This is a genomic window from Conexibacter sp. CPCC 205762, assembly GCF_030646155.1.
Lineage (GTDB): Bacteria > Actinomycetota > Thermoleophilia > Solirubrobacterales > Solirubrobacteraceae > Conexibacter.
The window spans coordinates 29,984-49,367 of record NZ_JAUTDN010000012.1 but is presented as its reverse complement, the minus strand read 5'-3'; the positions used below and the strand labels follow the sequence as shown (position 1 = coordinate 49,367).

Genomic DNA, 19,384 nt, shown 5'->3' with positions numbered 1-19,384 from the left:
ACCGTCTCGTGGGGCGATGATCGTCCCCGTCGGCATCTTCCTCAGTGCGCTGGCGTTGATCGTCGCGGAGAAGTTCGACCGCACGAAGATCGCGCTGGTGGGAGCCGGTGCGCTGCTGCTGACGCAGACGATCGACCAGGAGCAGGCGCTCGAGGCGATCCACTTCGACACGCTCGGGCTGCTCGCCGGGATGATGATCGTCGTCCGGCTGACGGAGGCGACCGGGGTCTACACCTACATCGCGATCCGCGCCGGGCAGCTGTCGCGCGGGCGGCCGTTCCTGCTCGTGATCGCGCTCGCGATCCCGACCGCGGTGCTGTCGGCCTTCCTCGACAACCTGACGACGATCCTGCTGATGGTGCCGATCACGTTCCTGCTCGCGGACGCGTTCGACATCGACCCGATCCCGCTGATCCTGATCGAGGTGATGGCCTGCAACATCGGCGGCACCGCGACGCTGATCGGCGACCCGCCGAACATCATGATCGCGAGCGCGACCGGGCTGTCGTTCATGGACTTCGTGCTCAACGTCGCGCCGATCGCCTACCTGACGATGTTCGCGGTGGTGGGGATGCTGTACCTGGCGTTCAGACGCCGGCTGCGGATCGCGCCCGAGGCGCGCGAGAAGGTGATGGAGCTGAACGCGGCGCGCTCGATCGAGGACCCGGCGGAGCTGAAGCGGCTGCTGCCGCTGCTGGGGCTGACGGTGCTCGCGTTCTTCGTCCACAAGCCGCTGGGGCTGGAGCCGGCGACGGTCGCGCTCTGCGGCGCGACGGCGATGCTGGCGGTGACGCGCCAGTCGCTGCAGTCGACGCTCGGCGGGATCGAGTGGCCGACGCTGTTCTTCTTCGTCGGCCTGTTCGTGATGGTCGGGGCGCTGGAGCACTCCGGCGCGATCGACGAGCTGACCCACGCGATCGTCTCGATAACCGACGGCGAGCGGACCGCCGAGCTGCTCGCGATCACCTGGTCGGCGTCGATCGTCGGCGGGATCGTCGACAACATCCCGCTGACGGCGACGATGATCCCCGTCGTCGACACGCTGGAGGCCGGCAGCGGCGACAAGGCCTACTGGTGGGCGCTGTCGCTCGGCGCCTGCTTCGGCGGCAACCTGACGATCATCTCCGCCGCCGCGAACGTCGCCGCCGCCGGCATGGCCTCGCGCGCCGGCAGCCCGATCGGCTTCGTGCAGTTTCTGCGCGTCGGCATCCCGGTGACGCTCTTCTCGACCGCCTGCGCGACCGTCTACCTGCTGCTGCGGTACACCTGATGGGGATCCTCACGCACGTCCCGGTGCTGCGCGCCGACCGCCCGCTGCGGGAGGCCGTCGAGGCGCTGCGCCAGGTCGACGTCCCCGCCCTCCCCGTCGCCGACGAGCACGGCCGCTTCCGCGGCATCTTCGGCGAGCGCGAGTTCATCGCCGCGATCTTCCCCGGCTACCTGGGAGAGCTGAGATTCGCCGGCTTCCTCCCCCGCTCCCTCGACGTCGCGATCGAGCGCCGCTCCGGCTGCCTCGCCCAGCCGCTGCTCGACTTCGCCAACCGCGAGCCGATCGCCGTCACCGAAGGCTTCTCCGACGCCGAGCTGGCCGAGACCTTCCTCCATCACCGCGTCCTGATCATCCCCGTCCTCGACCCCGAACACCGCGTCACCGGCGTGATCACGCGACGGACGTTCTTCGAGATCGTCTCGGGGCGGCTGCCGGAGGTTTAGACGAGGCGGCGCGGCCTATGTCGGGAGCGTGGTCACCGCTCGGTCGAGGTCGCCGCGATCGACGACCCGCTCGACGAGGAATCCGGACGGCTGGGCCGCGCCGAGTGTCGCAAGCTCTGCGTCGGCCAGCGGCCGGTAGGGGATGCGGTAGCCGCCTCGCCGCAGGCGCAGCCACGGCGCACGACCGGCGAGCTGCTTCACGTCGAGGTTGGGTGGCTGTGGCTCGGCGGCCAGTTCGCGCTCGAGCACGTCGAGGAGCCTTCGCCGATCACATCGGTCGATGCGGCGCAGGTCTCTGAGTGCGCGCCGGGACAGCTCGACGTGATGCAACGTGCGGTCAGTCGTCGCCGAGATCGGCGTCGTCTTCGAGCAAGCGCCGCGCGGCCGCGAGCGAGGTGGTTTCGCCGGCGAGCAGCTCGCGATCGGCAGCGGCCATGCCCTCGACGAACTCGGGTGCGTTGGCGAGCACGAAGTCCTCGAACTGCTCCGAGTCGACCGGGAGTATGTACGCGACAGGACGCCCCCGGCGCGTGATCAGCGCCGGCTGCTTGGTGGCGTCGAGCTCGTTGATGATGGCGCTGGCGTTCCGGGCCAGCTCACGGACTCCGATGGTGCTCACGAAAGACCCCAAACCGTGTACGACTCAATGTACGTACATGAGTATAGGCGACCGCTTCCACCGCCGCGTCAGACGAGGCGGTCGATCCGTCTCTTCACGCGACTGACCGGCCCCAGCGTGAGCGGGACGAGCAGCACGAACCCGATCGCGATCGCCGCCGGCAGCGGCAGGCCCCAGTGGTGGAGCAGACGCATCGCCCCGACCGCGATCAGCGAGCCGACGAGGTACGTCGCATAGCTGAGCACGATGAACAGCGACGCTCTGACCGGGTGCTCCGTCGCCGCCGGCGCATGCGGGTCAGGCTGGATCGCCGCCTGCAGCTCGAGATACCACTGCCACCAGTCGCGGTCCGAGACCCAGGTTTCGACGCTGTTCCGACCGCTCTCGAACGCGAACAGCGGCCCGTCGTCGGGGTTCTCGATCCGTGCGCGGTCGAGCGCTTCGCCGACAAGCGCCTGGGCGAGGTCGGAGCTGCACGTTCCGCTCACGTCGTACCCGTCCCGGACCAGCTGCCAGCGCGCGGCGAAGGCCTCTGCGGCGTGAAGGTCCTCGAACGACGCCTCGACCGTCGCGTCGGGCTCCACGCTCAATCGCGCCAGCAGCTCCGAGAAGAACACCCGCTCCCGGCGCTCCCGTTCTTCGCGGCTGAGCTTCAGCCACGCGTATCCGAGTGCCTCGTCCGAGACCCGCCCCGAGGGGTCGGCGACCGGTCTCAGGACGAAGGCGGGATGGGCGCAATAGCTGGAGCGTCGCCGGCTCATCTGCCGCCGTAGTCTCGACCACCTCGCCGTGTGATGCAAATTCCAGTCAATCGCGCCCGGCGAACGGCTCGCCGCGTCCCTGCGCGTTCGCGATCAGCTGGTCAAGCGGCATCCGCAGCCCACGCGCCAGCCGCAGCAGCGTCCCGTACGTCGGGTTCACCTCACCCCGTTCCAGCGCGCCGATGTAGTTGCGATGGATGCCGCTCGATCGCGCCACCCCGTTCTGAGACAGGTTCAACGCCCGCCGGCGGACACGAATCGCGTGGCCGAGACGATCGAGATCGACGGGATCCACGTCACTCACGAGGCAGTCTTCCTTCCTGTGCGGGGCGCCGGTGCTGATGAGCATCGGGCTCAGCGACGACGAAGTACGCGATGCGATCCAGCCGCCAGGGCGGTCGCGTCGACCTGCGCATCGCTGCAATCACCCGCTGTCGTGGCGGCATCTCTCGGCGGTAGACGACCAACTCCCAGATCCGACCGGCCACGACGCGCCGTGGACGGGCTCGTAGGTCGTCGTCACCGGTGAGCCGCCGGAGGTCTGCGACAACCGCCTCGACCACCGCCGCGCCTCGCAGCGCGGCGCGCGTTCCCCGCCGGGCCACGCAGCCGCGACACCACCGCGGCACCGTCACCGTCCTTCCCGGCTCCAGCGCGGAGAACGTACGCCACTGTTCGCGCAACGAGCGCTCGGCACTTTCAGAATGCGTGGTCTGCATCATCAGCGAGAGGGCGCGGGCGCTCGCGGCAAGGGGAGTGCTCGCGAGCGCCCGCGGATCGCGGCGGCGCGCAGCGCATCGAGGGGAGACGAGCGTGCGCCACCGCCACGCTATGCCGCATCCGATCGGCTGGCCAGGCCCTAGCGCTGATCGCTGAGCGCTCAGGTGGATGCGCTCTGCGCGTTCGCGAGCCGCCAGATCCGCAGCACCGGCAACAGCGCCCGTGGCAGCGTCCCGCCTGCCTGAGCGATCCGGCGAGTCGACGCCCGCATCCCGCTCGTGCGGGCGCTGTCCTTGCTCAGATAGAGCGCGACCATGCAACCGAACAGCACAGCATGCCGTTCGCCGTGCGGAAGGGTGAGGACGTGGTTGGCCGAGCGTTCGAGGCTCGCACAGAGACGGTCGACCCCCTCCTCACCGTCTTGGTAGTGCCCGAAGTAGCTGTGCGCGCCATCGCTCAGGTCCTCGGCCTGGTCGACGTAGCTGTCGAGCATCGTCAGCGACATCGCGTACCAGGGGAAGTAGGCGGAGTAGACGGCGTCGATGTCTTCGCTCGTGACGTTCGGTTCGGCGCCGACGGCCAACAGCGCATGCGCCGTGATCCAACCGCTCGCAGCCGCGGTCAGCTCGTACCAGCGCAGGTCGTGTTCGGCAGGAAACTCGCTCGCGGCCCATGCGCGCAGCGCATCGTCGCGCCGGACCGGGTCGATCCCGTGGTTCGCGTCGAGGACCCACGTGCGTGACGCCTCGCGCGCCAGGTGCGGCCGGATCACGTCGAAGGACGGCAAACGCGCGCTGTCATCACGGAAAGCCCGCACGAGCGCTGGCAGGAAGCCGCCGTCGTCGCGCCATGGATGGTCGCGGTAGTAGTCGGAGAGCGGCAGGCTCGGGTCGACGGCGTCGGTGATGGCGCGGTAGAGCTGAGGGCCGCTGCCGGCGTCGATCTCCGCGCCGCGCTCGCTCGCGCAGTCGAGGAAGTCCTGCAGCAGCTCATACGTCACGAGGGCGCGCAGAAGGCGCTTGTCGCGGCGGTGAGGGAGAGTCCAGAACAACGCGGCGCCGTCGATGTGCCCGCGCTTGTGATCGATCGCCGTGAGCGCGTCAGCCCGCAACGCATCGTCCGGAATCCGCGCCGCGATGCGGCGCCAACGACGTACCTCGTGTGAGACGGCGAGCAAACCGCCACCGAACTCGCGTGCCACGGCTGCGAAGAGCGCGAGCAGTTGCGCACGGGTGAGCGGAAGCGGATCGGACATGCCGCAGGCGAGTATCGCCAGCAGACAGCCGCGAACCCGCCGATCTAGCCGAGACCCCGCTCAGGCTCGACGCCAGCGGCTCGCCGGCCGAACAACGCGACGACGAGGACGACGACCGCTGTGACGATCACGCAGGTGATCAGCGCGTTCGGCCATGCGAGCGCGTAGTCGACCGGGAACCCGGTCACCTCCATCAGGGCGCGAGCGAGCAGCTGCTGACCGAGCAGACCGAAGCAGGCGCCGAGCACGCAGCCAGCGCCGACGAGCAGGGCCGCCTGCACGACAAGCGCGCGCCACACCTCACCCGTGCTGTAACCCTCGAGCTTCACGAACGCGAGGAACTCGCGACGCTGCCAGATCAAGCCCGCCATCGCTGCAGCCATCGCGATCGCCGCCGAGGCGAGCACGAGCAGCGCGATCTGACTGAGCCGGACGAGCCCCTCGCGACTCGCCGCGCGCTGATCGCGTTCACGCGTCTGCGAAGTCTGGACGTCGAGGCCCGATCCGGGGCCAAGTGCCGCGCGCAGAGCCCGTGCTCCCTCCTCTGGGGAGGTTCCTGGAGACAAGGTCGCCTGCAGCGCGCTGACCTGCTCGCTGCCCCACAGGCGCGCGTAGTCGTCGGCGTTCAGAACGATCGTCCCCGGAGGCCATCCGAGATTCGTCGTCAAGGCCGCGACCCGGAGTGAGGTGGGGACCGGAGTCGGCAGCACGACGCGGTCGCCGACACCGACGTCAAGTTCAGACGCGACTCTGGTCGACAAGACCACCCACCCGCCAGCTCTGATGCGAGGTGCCACCAACGCCGTGTCTCCTTCGCGCACCTGCCCGCGCGGCACAGGATGGCGTGCTGTCGTCGGCGAGCCGATCACCCACACGCGCCGGTCGCCGATGTCGAGGAAGCTGCCGCGATAGCTGTCGATCCGGTCGATCCCGGAGAGCGCGTCGACCTGCGGAGCGTCGAACGGAACGGTGGCCAGCAGGTTGGCGTCACCCGGTGGGACGGCCCACACCTCCCCGATCGACGAGAGATCGACCGAGGTGCGGTCCAGTCCTCGCTGCAGGTCGGCGTGCGCTCCCTGCAACGCGACGCTGCCGAACACAGCGACCGCTCCGGTCGCGGTGACCGCCAACGCGCGAACGCGGGCAGTGGAGCTGCGCAGGTCCGTCGTGGCGATGTACGGGACGACGCTGCGCAGCGACGCGGTCAACTGATCGACTGAGGCCACGAGCAGCTGCACCGACACGGGCAAGAGCACGAGCATCGCGACGGTCAGCAGCACGAGGCCGGCGAGCGCGAACGACACCGAATCGGGAGCCGAGAACGCAATCGCCGCGCCTGTCGCCAACGCGATCCCGCCGCAGACCGGCAGCAGTTTGGTCGACAGCGCACGTCTCCGCCTCACCGGCAGGCCGACCTCACCTCGCCGTTCCGCGCGCACGGCGAGCGCCGTCGGCGCGAGCACCGCGACGCAACTCGCCACGACCCCGCCGAGCACCGCCAAGGCGACGCTGGAGACCGTCACGATCCGCTCGGTCCCGTAGGGGAAGGCGAGACCGAGGAACGACGGCGGGTTGGCGAAGACGTGTCGCGAGACCTGCTCTCCGAGCCCCACGCCGACGACCGACGCGGCAGCCCCGAGCATCAATGCGTCGAACAGCATCACCTTCATCGCCGTCGCGCCGCCGTAGCCTTCGAGCAGCAGATCCGAGACGACGAGACGACGTGCGGGAACCGTCAGCAGCACCGCGCTGAACGCGAACAGGAATCCGACCATCGCGCTGAAGGCCGAGAACATCGCCATCGACTGATTCGACGGCTCGGAGGCCTGGCGGAACAGCTGGGCCTCGAAGTCAGCAGGACGGACGTCGAGCTCGGCTCCGGCGAGCCGTCTCAGGGCATCCGCGACCTGCGCATCGCGGCCCTCCTCCGGCAGGACGAAGATCCGGCTGATCCGCCCTGGCTGACGGCTCAGCTCTTGGGCGTATCTGAGCGGCGCGACGCTGATCGGGCTGTCGACGAGGGCGCCGATCTGATCGCTGGAGAGCTGCGCCGCGATGCGCGCCCGCCGGTCGACGCCGTTGATGTTCAGCGACGCCTCCTGCCCCAGTGCGAGACCGAGCGCCTTGGTCACCGGCGCCGGCAACGCGATCCCGCTCTGCTGGACGAGGTAGCTGATCGCGAACTTTCGCGTGATCGTCCCGTTGATCTGGGTGTAGTCGCTTGTCACGCCGATCATCACGACCGAGCGCGCGCCGTCAGGGCCGACCACCTGGGCCCGCATCTCGAGCACGGGCGCGGCCGCCGCGACGCCGTCGAGCTGACGCACCTTCACGGCGGTCTGCTCGTTGATCGTGCCGCCGCCGCGCGCCGTGACTTGCATGCGCGCTTGCCCGATCACGGCGTCCATCGTCCGCTGGAACGAGCCGACGAGGCTTGCGTTGGCGACCAGGGCCGCGAACAGCAGCGCCACCCCGACGGCGATGCCGACCAGTGCCAACAGCTCCTGACCGAGCCGTGCGCACAGGCGGATCCACCACAGCGACGCGATGTTGGAGAGCTTCACGCCGACGCGACGCTCGAAATGTGGGGTCGAAGGCGACCGTCGTGCAGTTCGAGGACCCGGTCGGCATATCTTGCGGCGAGCGGGTCGTGGGTGACGAGGATCGTCGCCGTTCTGCGTTCGTGACTGAGCCGGCGAAGCAGTCTCAGCACCTCCTCGCTGCGGCGACTGTCGAGGTTGCCGGTCGGCTCGTCCGCCAGCACCAGTGCCGGGTCGATCGCGAGTGCTCGCGCGATCATCACGCGCTGACGTTCGCCACCGGACAGCTGACTGCCACGATGGGTGAGCCGTTCGCCGAGCCCCAGTTCTCCCATCAGCTGTTCGACGCGATGACGCGCCTCCTTGATCCGGTATCTGCCGAGCAGCTTGAAGGCGGCGTTGTCGATCGCGCTGGCGCCGGGAACGAAGTCGGCCGTCTGCCGGATCAGCCCGACCTCGGTGAGCCGAAAGGCCGCCGCTTCCCGGCCGCTCAGGCCAGAGACTTCGCAGCCGTTGACGACGACCTTTCCAGCGTCCGGAGGCAGCAGCGCGGCGACCAGCTTCAGCAGCGTCGTCTTGCCCGAGCCGCTGGGCCCGTACAGAGCGACAATCTCTCCTGCGCTGACGGACAGCGAGACCTCGTCGACCGCGCGCACCACCTCGCCGTCCGGGGACTGGAAGTGCTTCGTGAGGCCGTCGAGCTCAAGCATCGCCACCACTCGTTCGCTGCGGGAATCTGACGACCTGGCCGAGTCTCGCGGGGTCGTTGATCTGCTTGAGCCGGCCCTGCGAGAGCGTGAACGACTCGTGCGCGCCGACGGCAGCCGACAGCGCGGAACAGGTGACGAGCACCGCGACCCGCCGATCGCTCGCCGCGCGATGGAGTGCGTCGATGACATCGGCCTGTTGGAGCGCGTCGAGCCGTGCGGTCACATCGTCCACCAGCAGCAACTGCGGTTCGCGTACGAGTCCATGAGCGAGGCTGATGAGCGCCTTCTCGCTGTCGGACAGGTGCTCCCAGCGGGCGTTGGCGCAGTCGGCGGCACCAACCCACCTGAGCACGGAGCGAGCGCGTCTCAGCGCGCCACCGCGCCCCTGTGACTTCATCACCGCAAGCGCGACGTAGTGAAGGACCGGCAGCTCTGTAGTTCTCGGTCCGTCCATGCGCGCCAGCCCGATGTCACCGAGCCGGAGCGCGCTGACGGCGCTCTGCGAGCGGGTCGACAGGTCGACGCCGCCGAAGCGGATCGTGCCTTTGTCCGGCGTCGCCAACCCCGCCGCCAGCCGCAGCAGCGTCGTCTTGCCCGAGCGCGGCGAGCCCCAGACGGCGACCACGTCGCCGGCGCTGAGCGAGAGCGAGATGTCGCGCAGCAGCGGCTTGTCGTAGGAGGCACCGCGATGTGTCTTCGCGACGTTCTCGAACTCGAGCACGCTCCTCGCCACGGTCATCGCTGTTCGTGATCGTGGACGTTCGCGAGTGCGGAACGGGAGCGCTCGACCCACTCCAACGTCGCCTGCAGGTGCGTGACGAGCGCGTCCTGCACGAGCAGCGCACCGAACGCGCCGCTGCCGGTCCCGCCGGGCTGGCGTTTGACGAGCGGGCGCGCGGCGATCTCTGCGAGCCGGCGGCAGCAGTCGTCCTCGACGCCGTCGAGCGCGTCGAGCAGCGCGGGGACGTCGGCCGGACCGGCGCCTATCAGCTTCAGATGCAGCTCTTCGCGCAGCGGCGTCTTTCTCGTCGGCTGGGCGATCCAGTCGCGGTAGAAGCGCTCGCCGGCCGGGGTCGCCTCGTAGACGATCCGCGGGTTCGACCAGCGCTCCTCACGCCGCGACGGCGCGCGGTCGACCTCGACGATCAGGCCTCTCTTCTCCAGCGCCTGCAACGCCGGGTAGACGGCGGTCTCGGAGAAGCCGAAGACGTCCGTCAGCAGCTCGCGAAGCCGGTCGTGCAGCTGGTAGCCGTAGCCGCGACGCCGCACCAGCTCCCCGAGCACCACGTTCTGCACAGACACCGCTCTCCCGACCCCCAGTTTCCGCCCCAGTGGCAATGAACGCGACCGTACCTGACAGCGGTCGCCGTTGCCGCAGCAGCAGGCGTTTCGGGCTACTGAGCGCTAGGCAAACGTCACTTCCGCGATCATCATTTCCTGGGATGTTCCATCCAGGTTGTTTCAGGGACGAATGACCGGCTACAGTTATTTCATTGCTTGGTCGGCCCCCGGTAGAGGGATCGCGGACCAGGCGCCGCTAGGCCCGCAACCGCGGGCTTAGCGCATTTCTGGTTCATCGTCTGCGACACTGCCGCTCTCGTGGGCGGCTTGCGTAACGAGGACTACGTCGCGTTCTTGGATGAGTCCGGCGAGATGAGTCCTGACGTGCAGGTGGTTGCAGGGGTTTTGATTCCGGCACGTTGGCTCCGCTCGGCGGAGCGTCGCTGGCACGACTTCATCGGAGATCACCTCGGGAGCCGGTCAGGGCGCACGGAAGTCAAAGGACGTGAGCTGCTCAAAGGGACGGAGCCGCGTTTCACGCGCAGAACCGCATTCTCGCGAGCGGTGGGGCGCCGCTGAGCGCCCGGGGCGCCGGAGCTCAGTTCTATCGGAGGCGTTGGAACACATTGCGCGTACGCGGGAAGTTCGGATACTCGCGGTCGGGTTGCGAACGAGACATCCCATCGCCGTCTATCGACTCTGGTTCTGGATGGCTTACGCGCTGCTGGTGGAACGGCCGCGTGCGCCTCGCCCGCGTCTCCCGTTGATCGTCATCGATGGCGAGGACGCCGCGTCTCGCGCTGCGCAGGACCTGATGGCAGCGGGCGGGAAATCGACACATCGGCTCACGCTCTCGAGCGCCTGCGACTGCTTGTTCCTGGGACGAGTGCAGAAGCGGTTGGCAGGACGCGCTCGTCGTGCCGTCCTAACCCACTATGTCCGTCAGCCCCGCTCCCACGGCCGCGACAGGCGCAGGGCGCTGAGGATGGCGCGGGTGGCGGGGGAGCGGTTGAGGGTGACGAAGTGGATGCCGGGGGCGCCGCCGGCGAGCAGCTCGGCGCACTGGAGGGTGGCGTAGGAGACGCCCAGCTCGGCGACCGCCTCCTCGTCGCCGCGGCGGGCCTCCAGCTCGGCTTCCAGCGCCGGGGGGAGGTGGGCGGCGGACAGCTCGGTCATCCGCTTGATGCCGTCGAGCGAGAGGATCGGCATCACGCCGGGGACGATCGGGACGGTGATGCCGATCGCGCGCGCCCGCTCGACGAAGTCGAAGTAGAAGCGGTTGTCGAAGAACATCTGCGTGATCAGGAAGCCGGTGCCGGCGTCGACCTTCGCCTTCAGGTGACGCAGGTCGTCCTCCGCCGAGGTGGCGTGGATGTGCGTCTCCGGGAAGGCGGCGCCGCCGACGGAGAAGTCGTAGTCGTCGCGCAGCAGGCCGACCAGCTCGTGGCTGAACTCGAGGCCGCCGTCGGTCTTCGTCCAGCGCTCCTGGCCGTGGGGCGGGTCGCCGCGCAGGGCGAGGATGTTCTCGACGCCGCCGTCGCGCATGCGGTCGAGCACGCCGCGCAGCTCCTCGGTCGTCGCGTTGACGCAGGTCAGGTGCGCCATCGCCTCCAGGCCCAGCTCCTGCTTGATCTGCAGCACCACGCCGAGCGTCCGCTCGCGCGTCGAGCCGCCGGCGCCGTAGGTGACCGAGACGTAGTCGGGCGCCATCGGCTGGAGGTCTCTCAGCGCGTTCGCCAGGTTGACCTCGCCTCTCTCCGATCTCGGAGGGAAGAACTCGAACGAGAAGACCGGCTCGTCGGCCTTCAGATAGATCTCTTCGATACGCGCCATCGGGAGATCCTATGCGCGAGCCGGCGCTGACGCTGTCTCAACCCGCGAGCAGCGCCTCGACGCGCGCGAGGTCGTAGTCGCCGTGGTCGGAGCCGAGGCCGCCGGCGACGATCCCCGCCACCGCGCAGCCGAGGCGGGCGGCCTGCTCGCGGCTGCGGCCGAGCGCGAGGCCGCGCAGGAAGCCGGCCGAGAAGGCGTCGCCGCAGCCGGTCGTGTCGACCACCTCGGCGGCCGTCGCGGGCACGGCGAGCGCCGGGCCGGCGCCGTCGACCAGCAGCACGCCCTCCGCGCCGCGCGTCGCCGCGACGCAGCCGACGCCGCGCTCGACCAGCTGGCGGCAGCCCGCTTCGAGGTCGGCGGCGCCGGTGAAGCCGAGCACCTGCTCGTCGTTGGGGAGGAAGTAGTCCAGCTCCGGCAGCGCGCTGGCGATCCACTCCAGCACGCCCATGTCGCCCGGCGCGAGCACGTCGGCGGAGGTCGTGATGCCGCGCGCGCGGGCCCGCCGCAGGATCTCCGCCGCCTGCTCGCCGCCGAGGAACTCCGGGCCGCCGAGGTGGAGGTGCGTCGCGCCGTCGAGCAGGGCGTCGGTCACGTCCGCGGGCGTGTAGGTCGCGTTCGCGCCGACGACGTGGAAGGCCGGCCGTGAGCCGTCGGGGCGGATCGGCAGCACGCTTGCCGAGGTCTGCGCCTCGTCGCGCCGCAGCAGCGCGCGCGTGTCGACGCCGTCGCGCTTCAGCAGGGCCAGCAGCGCGTCGCCGAGCGCGTCGGTGCCGATCGCGCCGGCGCTGCGGACCTCGGCGCCGAGCCGGCTCAGCACCAGCGCCGTCCCGCCGGCCGAGCCGGCCGCGGTCAGCTTGATCTGCTCGACCAGCGCGCCACCCTGCCCCTGCGGGATCTCGGTGACCGGCCGCACGAGCACGTCCAGCACGTGCACGCCCAGCGCGACGACGACCTGCTCGCTCATGCTCTCTCCTCCGTGATCCGGCGGGTGGCGCCGTAGCCGCGCGCGATCGCCGCGTCGACGACCGCCTGCCGCGCCGCCGCGTCGAGCACGCGCGGCGTGCCGAGCTGCGACGCGCGCCACCAGACCGTCGCCGCCCACTCCAGCAGCTCGGTCGCGCGCAGCGCCCACTCGACGTCGGCGCCGTAGGCGATCGTGCCGTGGTTGGCCAGCAGCGCGGCGGTGCGCCCCTCCAGCGCCGCGACGGCTGACGCGGCCAGCTGCGGCGTGCCGAAGGTCGCGTACGGGGCGACCCGCACCGGGCCGCCGAGCAGCAGCATCTCGTAGTGGACGCACGGCAGCTCGTCGAGCACGCAGGCGAGCGCGGTCGCGACCGGCGCGTGCGTGTGGACGACCGCGCCGGCGCCGTAGGCGTCGTAGACGCCGAGGTGCAGGTCCAGCTCCGAGGTCGGCGCCAGCGCGCCGTCGAGCACCGTGCCGTCGAGCGCGACGACCGTCACCTCGTCCGGCTCGACGGTCGCCAGCACCGCGCCGGTCGGCGTGATCGCGACCGCCTCGCCGACGCGCGCGCTGACGTTCCCGGCCGTGCCCGCGACGAGCCCCGCGGCGGCGAGCCGATGGGCGGCGGCGGCGACCTGGGCGCGTGCGCTGACGATGTCGGGAGCGGCTTGCATCGATCCGCGGCGGAGCGTAACCTGAATGCGACTTCATGTTCAAGTCGTCGTCCGAGAGAGCAGCCGCGTCAGGAGCCCGCAGAGCGGGCGGCGAGACGACGCGGCGCGTGCCCCAGCAACAGCGTGCCCGCGAGAAGCACGACCGCATTCTCGACGCCGCCGACGCGCTGCTCGCGAGAGACGGCGCCGAGACGCTCACGACCACGAGAATCGCCGCCACGGCGGGTGTCGCGGTCGGCTCCGTCTACGCCTACTTCGCCGACAAGGAGTCGATCGCGGAAGCGCTCGCGCTGCGCCACTGGCAGCGCTTCGCCGACCTCGTCGCCGCGACCGCCGAGGCGGAGGAGACGAACCCCGCCGCCGACCCGCTCGGGGCCGTGATCGAGACGCTCGCCGCCGGCTTCCGCGGCGAGCCGTCGTTCCGCGCGCTCTGGTACGGCGGCCTGCGCACCGAGCAGGTCCGCACGGCGACGCGGCCGATGCGCGAGCAGGTCGCCGGCGCGCTGCGGCGCGTGCTCGCCGTCCACTGGCCCGGCGCGCCCGCCGAGCGGCTCGACGTCGCCGCGCGGATGATCGTGCTCGTCGGCGACGGCGTCCTGCGCGAGGCCTTCCGGATCGACCCCGACGGCGACCCGACGCTGCTGCGCGAGGGCCGCACGATGATGGCCGCCTACGCGGCGCAGACGCTCGGCGCGAGCGCGTCCGAGGCCGAGCGCGGCTAGCGCAGCTCCGTCGCCTCCAGCAGCCCCGGCGGGTCGCTGCGGCCGGGGCCGGTCGGGAAGGCGAGGCGGACGAGCCGCTGGCCGTCGACGGCGACGTGCGCGACGAGCGGCGGGACGACGTTCGCCGACAGCTCGTCGAGCGCCTGCGCGACGTCGAGCAGCGACGGGCGCATCCGGATCCGCCAGCAGTCGAGCTTGCCGGCCGGCACGGTCACGCGCTCGCGCTTCTCGACGCGCATGTCGAGCGGCCAGTGGACGACCGCGGCCAGCCACACGCGCGGGACGAAGCGCGCCCTCTCGCCCAGCGGCAGCGCGCGCAGCGCGAGCGCGAGCGCCGGCGCCGGCACCATCTCGCGCGGGTAGGGCGTCAGCTCGCCGCCCATCTGCGGCGCCTGCACGTCGCGGAAGGTCGCGTTCATGCGGTACAGCTCGCGCTCGCGGTCGCGCAGCTCGATCGTCTGCGACGCCGCCAGCAGCTCGCCGCCGCGGCGGCGGAAGCGCGTCTCGACGGTCCCGCTGACGCGGCCGAACGCCTCGCCCGCGATCGCCTGCACCAGCTCGCGCTCGCCCTCCGGCCGCAGCGTCAGCGTGCCGCCGCCGACCTCCTCGCCGTCGACGGTCGCGCGGAAGACGGTCGTCTCCTCGGCCTCCAGCTCAGGGTCGGGCAGGGCGTCCATGGGCGCGATCATCGCAGCGCGCGCGGCCAGCGCGCGCCGGCTGTCAGCCCTTGAGCGTGACGCTGAAGCTCTTCGTCGTGGCGTTGCCGGCGGCGTCACGCGCGGTCACGACGACGACAGCCGCGAGGCGTCTGCGCTGCTTGACGCGTCTCTTCGCGGCGCGGCTCAGTCTGATCGTCACGACGACCCTTCTGCTCGCTCTCGCCTTGAACGATGCGCGGCCGAGCGGGGCCGGCTGCTTCGCCGCCGCGAGCGCGCGTCTTCTCGCTCTCCCTCTTCTGGCCGCCGCCTCGCGCAGCACGACCGTGCCGCTGACCGGCTCGGCGAACGGCCCGAGCCCGATCCCGACGGCGCCTCTTCTGGACAGCGCGACGGTCGTGCCGGCCTTCGGGCCTCTGATCGCCGGACCGGTTCTGTCGGCGCTGCCGCTTCTGCCGCTGTCTCTGCCCGGCGGGAGCGGCGGTGGCGGGATCGAGGGGATCGCGTAGAAGTCGACGACGCGGTTTCTGCTCAGGCCGAGCCCGCAGGTCGCGCCCAGCAGCGCGCAGCCGGCGCCAGCGTCGGGCACGTATCTGCCCGCGGGCAGGACCGTGACGAGGTAGTCGCCGCGCAGCAGCGTCGTGCTGTATCTGCCGTCGGCGCCGGTCGTGACGGCCGGCGTGATCTCCTGGCCGGCGGCGCCGACGATCCGCAGCTGCGCGCCCGCGACCGGGCCGCCGTTCGCGTCCCAGACGGTCCCGCTGAGTCTGTGCGCGATCGCCGCCGGGGTCATCATGAAGCCCATCTCGACGCCGCCGTGCTGGCCGACGCCGACGATCACGCCGTCGTTGTTGACGTCGGTCGCGTTCGCGTACGACCAGCCGGCCGGGCCCAGCTGCGCGAGCGGCACCGGCGCCTCGTCGAGCCGCCACAGCCAGGCGTTGCCGAGCTGTCTGTACTCGGCCTGGTAGTCCTCGGTGCCGGCGCGGCCGACGATCCAGCCGTTGTCGTTGATCGCGTTCGCACGCGATCTCGGCTGCCCCGCGCCGACGTCGACGTACTGCGTGCCGTCCCAGACGCGCGCCGAGAACGGATCGGTGGTGGGGCTGCTGAAGAGCGTGCGGCCGGCGATCTGGCCGCTGTTGTTGAAGCCCTGGTTGCCGGCGACCATGTCGAAGATCGGGCCGGCGACGCCACCGCTGGAGAGGCGCGGGCGGCCGCTCATGTTCATCCCGCCGATCAGGATCAGGCCGTTGTCGTTGACCTTCATCGCGTCGCCGCCGATGATCGTCGCGCCTCTGTCGGTTATGACGTCGGGCATCGGCAGGCGCGACCAGCCGCCGCCGGTCGTCAACGCCGGGAAGCGGTTGTCGTAGGTGCTTCTGCCGTTGTTCCACGGCGGCGGGATGTTGCCGGCGTCGCCCGCGGAGCCGGCGATCGTGCCTCTGGCGTTGATGCCGTGGGCGGCCGAGCCGTATCTGCCGGCGATGTTTCTCGCGGTCAGGCCGAGCGCCGGCGGCGAACCGGTCCAGACGGCGCCGTTGTCGCCGAGGCGGCCGACGATCACGCCGCTGTCGTTGACGTCGTAGGCGATCCCCTCGGTCGTCGCCAGCTCGACCATCGTGCCGTTCTCCCAGCGGAACGGGGTCATGTCGCCGCGCCCGGGGAAGTACGCGCGGCCGACGACGACGCCGTTGATGTTGACCGCGGTCGGCTGGATCCATCTCGTGCCGGGCGGGCCGGTGATCTCGGCGACGGTCCAGTCGCCGGCGTAGGCGGGAGATGCGGCCAGCGCGAGCGCGGCGGCGGCGATCAGAGCGCAGACGAGCGCGCGGAGGCGGGCGGCGGCAGTCATCGAGCGGCGACGCTAAAGGCCGGTGCACTGACCTCACACTGGACCCCCTCCCAGTCTTTTGCGCAAACGCGCCAGAATGTCGGCGCATGAGCGTCCTCGGCCGTCCCGACAACGTGCCGCTGCTCGGCCGTGACCGCGAGCTCGACCTGCTCGTCGAGCTGCTCGACGAGGCGTCGCGCGGCGGCGGCAGCCACGCGCTCGTCGTCGGCGCCGCCGGGATCGGCAAGTCGCGCCTGCTGCGCGAGCTGGAGGAGATCGCCCGCCGCACCGGCGCCCGCACGCTGACCGCGACCGGCGACCCGCTGACGACCGATGCCGCCTTCGGGACGCTGCTGGAGCTGATCGCGCCGCTCGCGGAGGAGGCGGTGGGCGGGGCGGGTGCAGGCGGCGGCGCGGGGGCCGGGCTGTTCGCCGGCGGTGCCGCGCTGGTGCTGCCGCTGCTGCGGCCGGCGCCGGGGCCGCTGCCGGCCGACGCCGCTCAGCGCTACGCCCACGGCGCCTACCGGCTGCTCGCGAACGCGGCCGCCGCGCAGCCGCTGCTGGTCGTCGTCGACGACGTGCAGTGGGCCGATCGCGGCACGCTCGCCGCGCTCGCCCACCTCTCCGCGCGTGCCGCGCGCCATCCGCTCGTCGTCGTCGCGGCGCTGCGCGCCGGCGAGCAGCCGACCGACCCCGACGCGCTCGAACGGTTCCGCGTCGCGCCGCCGGCGATCGTGCTCGAGCTGGGCCCGCTCGACGCCACCGCGCTGACCGCGCTCGCCGCCGAGCTGGGCCGCGCCGGCGCCCCGCGCTCGTTCCTCGACGCCTGCGCCGCCGCCAGCGGCGGCAACCCGCTGCTGATGACGGCGCTGCTGCGAGATGTGGCGGCCGCCGGGGAGGACGGGAGAGGCGCGACTGCGGCCGGCGCGGGAGCGGGCGGCGCGGGAGCGGGCGACCTCGCCGGCGTCGAGACGATCGCGCGCTACGTCGAGGCGCAGCTGACGCGGCTGCCGCCGCTCGCCGGCGAGCTGGCGCGGATGGCGGCGGTGCTCGGCGACGGGGCGACGCTGCGGCAGGCGGCGCGGCTCGCCGGCGCCGACCTCGACAGCGCCGCCTCCGCCGCCGACCGGCTGCTGGCGGCGGGGATCCTCGCCGGCGTCGAGCCGCTCGCCTTCGCTCACCCGATCGTCCGCTCCTCGCTCCACGACCACCTGCCGGCGGCCCGCCGCGGCCGCCTCCACGCCGCCGCCGCACGCCAGCTCGCGGCTGACCGCGCCGACCGCGAGCGCGTCGCCGCGCACCTGCTGCGGGCGCTGCCGGCGCGCGACACGGAGGTCGTCGAACGGCTGCGCGAGGCGGCCGCGCAGGCCCGCGCCCGCGCCGCGCCGGAGTCGGCGATCGCGTACCTGCGACGGGCGTTGGAGGAACCACCGAGCGACTGGCAGCTGGCGGCGGTGCTGCTCGACCTCGGCCGTGCGCAGGCCGCGGTCGGCGCCGGCGAGGCAGAGGCGACGCTGGCCGATGCCGCCGGGCGCCTGCGCGGCGAGGAGCGCGCCGAGGCGTTCCTGTGGCTCGGCCGCACCCGCTTCGCGCGCGGCGCCCTGCTGGAGGCGGCGGAGGCGTTCGACGCGGGGCTCGTGACGTTGGACGGGGAGGGGCCGCGCGAGCTGACCGCCGAGCTGCGCGCCGGCTTCATCGGCGCCGCCCGCTTCGAGACCAGCCTGCGGCCGGAGGCGTACCGGCGGCTCACGCCGCTGCTGGAGACGCCGGCCGACGGGCAGACGCGCGGCGAGCGGGCGCTGCTGGCAGAGGTCGCATTGGAGCAGGGCATCCGCAGCGCGCCGCCGCCGACCGCGATCGCGACCGCGCTGCGCGCCTGGGCCGACGGCCGCATCCTCGACGAGCTGGACACGCACGGGATCGTGCTGTCGCAGATCGCCGCGACGCTGACCTGGTCGGACGCGCTCGCGGACTCCGAGCGCGTGCTCGACGCCGCCGTCGAGCATGCCGACCGCCACGGCGCCGCCCACCAGCGCGCGACCGCCGCCTACCTGCGCGCCTGGCCGCGCTACTACCGCGGCGCGCTCGCCGCCGCCGACGCCGATGCGAGAGCGGCGCTGGCGACGCCCGGCTGGCAGATGTACGAGCCGGCCGCGCGCGCCGTCGTCGCGCTCGTGGCGCTGGAGCGCGGCGACCTCGCGACCGTCGCGGCGGCGCTCGACGTGCCCGACGCCGCCGAGCGCTGGGCCGGCTCGATCCCGTACGCGATGCTGCTGGAGGCCGAGGGGCGCGTCGCGCTCGCGCGCGGCGACGCGGCCGCGGCGCTGGCCTCGTTCGAGCGTTGCGGCGAGCTGATCCGCGCGATGGAGACGACCCACCCGTTCTGCCCCTGGCGCTCGCTGGCCGCGCTCGCGCTCGCGCGCCTCGGCGAGGGCGAGCGGGCGCGGGCGCTGGTCGCCGAGGAGGTCGCGAGCGCTCGCGCGCTGCAGCTGACGCGACCGCTCGGCGCGGCGCTGCGGACGCAGGCGCTCGTCGCGGGGGCGGACACGGACGGCTTCGGCCGCGAGGACGCCGGCGCGGCGCCCGCGGACGCCGCCGACGCCGCCGACGCCGATACGACACCCGTCGCGCTCCTGCGCGAGTCGGCCGCCGTGCTCGCCGGCTCGCCGGCGCAGCTCGACCGGGCGCACACGCTCGTCGAGCTGGGCGCGGCGCTGGCCGACGACGGCGCCGCGGACGCGGCGCGCGCGACGCTGCGCGAGGCGGCGGCGCTGGCCGCCGAGCTGGGCGCGACGGTGCTGGCCGAGCGGGCCGGCGCGGCGCTCGTGGCGACCGGCGCGCGGCCGCGCCGCACGGCGACCTCGGGCCCGGCGGCGCTGACGCCGAGCGAGCGGCGGATCGCGCGGCTGGCGGCGCTCGGGCTGACGAACGCGGAGATCGCGGCGGAGGCGGTCGTGGTGCCGAAGACCGTCCAGTTCCACCTCACCAACGTCTACCGCAAGCTCGGCGTCGCCGGCCGCGACCAGCTCGGCCCGGCGCTCGACAGGCTCCGCGCCGACTGAGCGACCGCCGCCGCGACCTGCGGCGCCGCCCATCGCCCGCGCG

General features: G+C 72.2%; 18 protein-coding genes. 4 read left to right on the top strand and 14 right to left on the bottom strand.

The window, feature by feature from the left end; genetic code table 11:
* The first annotated feature begins 16 nt into the window (after positions 1–16).
* A complete protein-coding gene (locus Q7L73_RS12105; RefSeq protein WP_304691964.1) occupies positions 17–1,270 on the top strand; it encodes an ArsB/NhaD family transporter in 1,254 nt (417 codons plus the stop codon).
* Positions 1,270–1,713, top strand: coding sequence for an HPP family protein (locus Q7L73_RS12100; protein ID WP_304691963.1), 444 nt, complete (start codon positions 1,270–1,272; stop codon positions 1,711–1,713). Before Q7L73_RS12105 ends, Q7L73_RS12100 begins: the two co-directional genes overlap by 1 nt.
* Positions 1,714–1,728: 15 nt before the next feature.
* Here Q7L73_RS12100 and Q7L73_RS12095 read toward each other — a convergent pair whose 3' ends face one another.
* From Q7L73_RS12095 to Q7L73_RS12040, 12 genes are all read right to left on the bottom strand, one after another.
* Positions 1,729–2,043: a type II toxin-antitoxin system RelE/ParE family toxin gene (locus tag Q7L73_RS12095; RefSeq protein ID WP_304691962.1), complete on the bottom strand. Its 315-nt coding sequence runs from the start codon at positions 2,041–2,043 to the stop codon at positions 1,729–1,731.
* Positions 2,044–2,050: 7 nt separating this feature from the next.
* The gene (locus tag Q7L73_RS12090) at positions 2,051–2,332 is read right to left on the bottom strand and encodes a type II toxin-antitoxin system Phd/YefM family antitoxin (protein WP_304691961.1); all 282 of its coding nucleotides are present in this window, start codon (positions 2,330–2,332) and stop codon (positions 2,051–2,053) included.
* A 68-nt stretch (positions 2,333–2,400) separates the two neighbouring features.
* Positions 2,401–3,093: a hypothetical protein gene (locus tag Q7L73_RS12085; protein ID WP_304691960.1), complete on the bottom strand. Its 693-nt coding sequence runs from the start codon at positions 3,091–3,093 to the stop codon at positions 2,401–2,403.
* Between the two features lie 46 nt (positions 3,094–3,139).
* Positions 3,140–3,442, bottom strand: a complete 303-nt coding sequence (locus Q7L73_RS12080; protein ID WP_304691959.1) for a helix-turn-helix domain-containing protein — start codon at positions 3,440–3,442, stop codon at positions 3,140–3,142.
* A 531-nt stretch (positions 3,443–3,973) separates the two neighbouring features.
* Positions 3,974–5,068: a DUF2600 family protein gene (locus Q7L73_RS12075; protein WP_304691958.1), complete on the bottom strand. Its 1,095-nt coding sequence runs from the start codon at positions 5,066–5,068 to the stop codon at positions 3,974–3,976.
* A 44-nt stretch (positions 5,069–5,112) separates the two neighbouring features.
* Positions 5,113–7,632, bottom strand: a complete 2,520-nt coding sequence (locus Q7L73_RS12070; protein WP_304691957.1) for an ABC transporter permease — start codon at positions 7,630–7,632, stop codon at positions 5,113–5,115.
* The gene (locus Q7L73_RS12065; RefSeq protein WP_304691956.1) at positions 7,629–8,318 is read right to left on the bottom strand and encodes an ABC transporter ATP-binding protein; all 690 of its coding nucleotides are present in this window, start codon (positions 8,316–8,318) and stop codon (positions 7,629–7,631) included. Before Q7L73_RS12065 ends, Q7L73_RS12070 begins: the two co-directional genes overlap by 4 nt.
* Entirely contained in the window at positions 8,311–9,057 is a 747-nt protein-coding gene (locus Q7L73_RS12060; RefSeq protein ID WP_304691955.1) for an ATP-binding cassette domain-containing protein, read from the bottom strand. The genes Q7L73_RS12065 and Q7L73_RS12060 overlap by 8 nt, the downstream gene beginning before the upstream one ends.
* On the bottom strand, positions 9,054–9,620 hold the full coding sequence (locus tag Q7L73_RS12055) for a PadR family transcriptional regulator (protein ID WP_304691954.1): 567 nt from the start codon (positions 9,618–9,620) through the stop codon (positions 9,054–9,056). Before Q7L73_RS12055 ends, Q7L73_RS12060 begins: the two co-directional genes overlap by 4 nt.
* A 921-nt stretch (positions 9,621–10,541) precedes the next feature.
* The gene (gene metF / locus Q7L73_RS12050; protein WP_304691953.1) at positions 10,542–11,432 is read right to left on the bottom strand and encodes a methylenetetrahydrofolate reductase [NAD(P)H]; all 891 of its coding nucleotides are present in this window, start codon (positions 11,430–11,432) and stop codon (positions 10,542–10,544) included.
* 37 nt (positions 11,433–11,469) lie between these two features.
* The gene (locus Q7L73_RS12045; protein WP_304691952.1) at positions 11,470–12,396 is read right to left on the bottom strand and encodes a carbohydrate kinase family protein; all 927 of its coding nucleotides are present in this window, start codon (positions 12,394–12,396) and stop codon (positions 11,470–11,472) included.
* Entirely contained in the window at positions 12,393–13,067 is a 675-nt protein-coding gene (locus Q7L73_RS12040) for a class II aldolase/adducin family protein (RefSeq protein WP_304691951.1), read from the bottom strand. The genes Q7L73_RS12045 and Q7L73_RS12040 overlap by 4 nt, the downstream gene beginning before the upstream one ends.
* 107 nt (positions 13,068–13,174) lie before the next feature.
* Between Q7L73_RS12040 and Q7L73_RS12035 the strand changes: the two genes are divergently transcribed.
* Positions 13,175–13,789, top strand: a complete 615-nt coding sequence (locus Q7L73_RS12035) for a TetR/AcrR family transcriptional regulator (protein ID WP_304691950.1) — start codon at positions 13,175–13,177, stop codon at positions 13,787–13,789.
* Here the strand turns inward: Q7L73_RS12035 and Q7L73_RS12030 are convergent.
* Positions 13,786–14,466: a hypothetical protein gene (locus Q7L73_RS12030; RefSeq protein WP_304691949.1), complete on the bottom strand. Its 681-nt coding sequence runs from the start codon at positions 14,464–14,466 to the stop codon at positions 13,786–13,788. The two genes, Q7L73_RS12035 and Q7L73_RS12030, sit on opposite strands and share 4 nt — an antisense overlap.
* Before the next feature lie 43 nt (positions 14,467–14,509).
* Positions 14,510–16,300, bottom strand: a complete 1,791-nt coding sequence (locus Q7L73_RS12025; protein WP_304691948.1) for a carboxypeptidase-like regulatory domain-containing protein — start codon at positions 16,298–16,300, stop codon at positions 14,510–14,512.
* Between the two features lie 86 nt (positions 16,301–16,386).
* Here Q7L73_RS12025 and Q7L73_RS12020 point away from each other — a divergent pair, with 86 nt between their 5' ends.
* Positions 16,387–19,341 (top strand): LuxR family transcriptional regulator, encoded by a 2,955-nt coding sequence (locus Q7L73_RS12020; RefSeq protein WP_304691947.1) that lies wholly within the window; start codon positions 16,387–16,389, stop codon positions 19,339–19,341.
* Positions 19,342–19,384 lie beyond the last annotated feature (43 nt).

Coding starts and splice junctions, on each gene's coding strand:
- Q7L73_RS12105 (WP_304691964.1), top strand. CDS start 17: ATGATCGTCCCCGTCGGCATCTTCCTCAGTGCGCTGGCGTTGATCGTC.
- Q7L73_RS12100 (WP_304691963.1), top strand. CDS start 1,270: ATGGGGATCCTCACGCACGTCCCGGTGCTGCGCGCCGACCGCCCGCTG.
- Q7L73_RS12085 (WP_304691960.1), bottom strand. CDS start 3,093: ATGAGCCGGCGACGCTCCAGCTATTGCGCCCATCCCGCCTTCGTCCTG.
- Q7L73_RS12080 (WP_304691959.1), bottom strand. CDS start 3,442: ATGCTCATCAGCACCGGCGCCCCGCACAGGAAGGAAGACTGCCTCGTG.
- Q7L73_RS12075 (WP_304691958.1), bottom strand. CDS start 5,068: ATGTCCGATCCGCTTCCGCTCACCCGTGCGCAACTGCTCGCGCTCTTC.
- Q7L73_RS12065 (WP_304691956.1), bottom strand. CDS start 8,318: ATGCTTGAGCTCGACGGCCTCACGAAGCACTTCCAGTCCCCGGACGGC.
- Q7L73_RS12060 (WP_304691955.1), bottom strand. CDS start 9,057: ATGACCGTGGCGAGGAGCGTGCTCGAGTTCGAGAACGTCGCGAAGACA.
- metF (WP_304691953.1), bottom strand. CDS start 11,432: ATGGCGCGTATCGAAGAGATCTATCTGAAGGCCGACGAGCCGGTCTTC.
- Q7L73_RS12045 (WP_304691952.1), bottom strand. CDS start 12,396: ATGAGCGAGCAGGTCGTCGTCGCGCTGGGCGTGCACGTGCTGGACGTG.
- Q7L73_RS12040 (WP_304691951.1), bottom strand. CDS start 13,067: ATGCAAGCCGCTCCCGACATCGTCAGCGCACGCGCCCAGGTCGCCGCC.
- Q7L73_RS12030 (WP_304691949.1), bottom strand. CDS start 14,466: ATGGACGCCCTGCCCGACCCTGAGCTGGAGGCCGAGGAGACGACCGTC.
- Q7L73_RS12025 (WP_304691948.1), bottom strand. CDS start 16,300: ATGACTGCCGCCGCCCGCCTCCGCGCGCTCGTCTGCGCTCTGATCGCC.
- Q7L73_RS12020 (WP_304691947.1), top strand. CDS start 16,387: ATGAGCGTCCTCGGCCGTCCCGACAACGTGCCGCTGCTCGGCCGTGAC.